This window comes from Citrobacter sp. R-1.5.2 (assembly GCF_035064245.1).
Taxonomy (GTDB): Bacteria; Pseudomonadota; Gammaproteobacteria; order Enterobacterales; family Enterobacteriaceae; genus Citrobacter.
Genome location: NZ_JASEYC010000060.1, coordinates 1 through 1,917, shown reverse-complemented (window position 1 = coordinate 1,917; position 1,917 = coordinate 1). Strand labels below are relative to the sequence as shown.

The window sequence follows — 1,917 nt, the reverse complement described above, 5'->3', positions numbered from 1 at the left end:
GTCGTGGGCTTTGCTCAGTGCTACCTGTTCGACGCGCAGGACATCGTGACGTTCGGCGTCACCTATCTTGAGAAGCACTTCGGAGCCACTCCGATCGTGCCAGCACACGAAGCCGCCCAGCGCTCTTGCGAGCCTTCCGGTTAGAGGCCGTCGACAATGATAATCTGGATCAACGGACCTTTCGGCGCCGGAAAGACGACTCTCGCTGAGCGGCTGCGCGATCGGCGTCCGAAATCGCTGATCTTTGACCCTGAGGAAATCGGGTTCGTGGTGAAAGAAACGGTCCCCATACCAGCGAGCGGAGACTATCAGGATCTCCCCTTGTGGAGGGGACTTACGATCGCTGCGGTCAGCGAGATTCGCAGGAATTACTCGCAGGACATCATCATCCCAATGACGCTCGTGCACCCGGACTATCTGACTGAGATACTCGACGGGTTAAGGCAGATCGACGATCAGCTGCTGCACATCTTTCTGATGCTTAACGAGGACCTATTGCGTCACCGGATCTCGAACCAGACCATGCATCCTGACCCGAATCGGAATGCGGAGATTCGAGAGTGGCGATTAGCGAATGTCGCCCGATGCTTGGCCGCAAGGGAACGGCTTCCGTCCACAACCCGTGTTCTCGATAGTGGTGCACACACCAGCGATGAACTTGCAGCGATGGTGCTCGACAGACTCGATCAGCGCACCTGATCGCCTTAGAGCTGGCTCGGGAAATCTGCACAGCGGGGATAAGTGGAGTTTCTGCCTGACTTCGGCTTAGATGCCGGGAACAGGAGAGACCATGACGAGACGACCGCGCCGGAACCATAGCCCGGCTTTCAAGGCGAAGGTGGCACTTGCCGCCATCCGAGGTGAGCAGACGCTGGTGGAGTTGTCCCAGCAGTTCGATGTGCACGCCAACCAGATCAAGCAATGGAAAGACCAGCTCCTTGAGGGGGCGACAGGTGTGTTCGGCGATGAAACGAAAGCGGAGCCGTCGGGTCCGACCATCGATGTCAAAACGCTGCACGCGAAAATCGGCGAACTGACACTGGAGAACGATTTTTTATCCGGTGCGCTCGGCAAGGCGGGATTGCTGGGCGGAAAGAAATGATCGACCGCGAGCACAAGCTATCCGTCGTGCGCCAGGCGAAGCTTCTCGGCTTCAGCCGTGGCAGCGTCTACTATCTGCCTCGTCCGGTGTCTGACGGCGATCTGGCCCTTATGCGCCGGATTGACGAATTGCATCTCGACTACCCCTTTGCCGGAAGTCGGATGTTGCAAGGGCTCTTGAGAGGAGAAGGTCTGGAGACCGGGCGGCGACACGTCGCCACGCTGATGAAGAAGATGGGCATCAAGGCGATCTACCGCCGCCCGAACACCTCGAAACCAGCGCCAGGGCACATACGAAAGCTGGCAGTCACCCGGCCCAATCAGGTGTGGGCAATGGACCTGACCTACATCCCCATGGCGCGGGGATTTGTCTATCTGTGCGCCGTCGTGGACTGGTTCAGCCGGAAGGTCTTGTCATGGCGGTTGTCGATCACGATGGAAGCAGCCTTCTGCATCGAGGCGGTGGAGGAGGCACTTGCCCGTCATGGCAGGCCGGAAATCTTCAATACCGACCAGGGATCGCAGTTCACCTCCATCGACTTCACCGCCGTGCTGAAGAGGTCACAGATTGCCATCTCGATGGATGGCAAGGGTGCGTGGCGAGACAATGTCTTCGTCGAGCGGCTCTGGCGTTCGATCAAATACGAGGAAGTCTACCTCCATGCCTACAAGACTGTGTCCGAGGCACGCGCTGGCATCGCCCGATATCTGAACTTCTACAACACCAGACGCCCACATTGGCACTGTTGCAAAGTTAGCGATGAGGCAGCCTTTTGTCTTATTCAAAGGCCTTACATTTCAAAAACTCTGCTTACC

At 57.6% G+C, this 1,917-nt stretch carries 2 protein-coding genes and 1 pseudogene; all 3 read left to right on the top strand.

Annotated elements, in window-relative coordinates:
* Positions 1-144, top strand: a pseudogene (locus QMN38_RS26500) (aminoglycoside 3-N-acetyltransferase); the annotation flags it as partial.
* Positions 145-156: 12 nt separating this feature from the next.
* Entirely contained in the window at positions 157-699 is a 543-nt protein-coding gene (locus QMN38_RS26495) for an AAA family ATPase (protein ID WP_002063889.1), read from the top strand.
* Between the two features lie 91 nt (positions 700-790).
* Positions 791-1,917 (top strand): IS3 family transposase gene (locus QMN38_RS26490; protein ID WP_370655416.1). Its coding sequence is split into 2 segments (ribosomal slippage), with 1,128 coding nucleotides annotated over them: positions 791-1,058 and positions 1,058-1,917; the frame shifts between segments, so codons are not numbered across the junction. This gene is flagged as partial in the annotation.

Bases quoted from the DNA above. Each gene is read 5' to 3' on its own strand.
- QMN38_RS26495 (WP_002063889.1), top strand. From the start codon at position 157: ATGATAATCTGGATCAACGGACCTTTCGGCGCCGGAAAGACGACTCTC.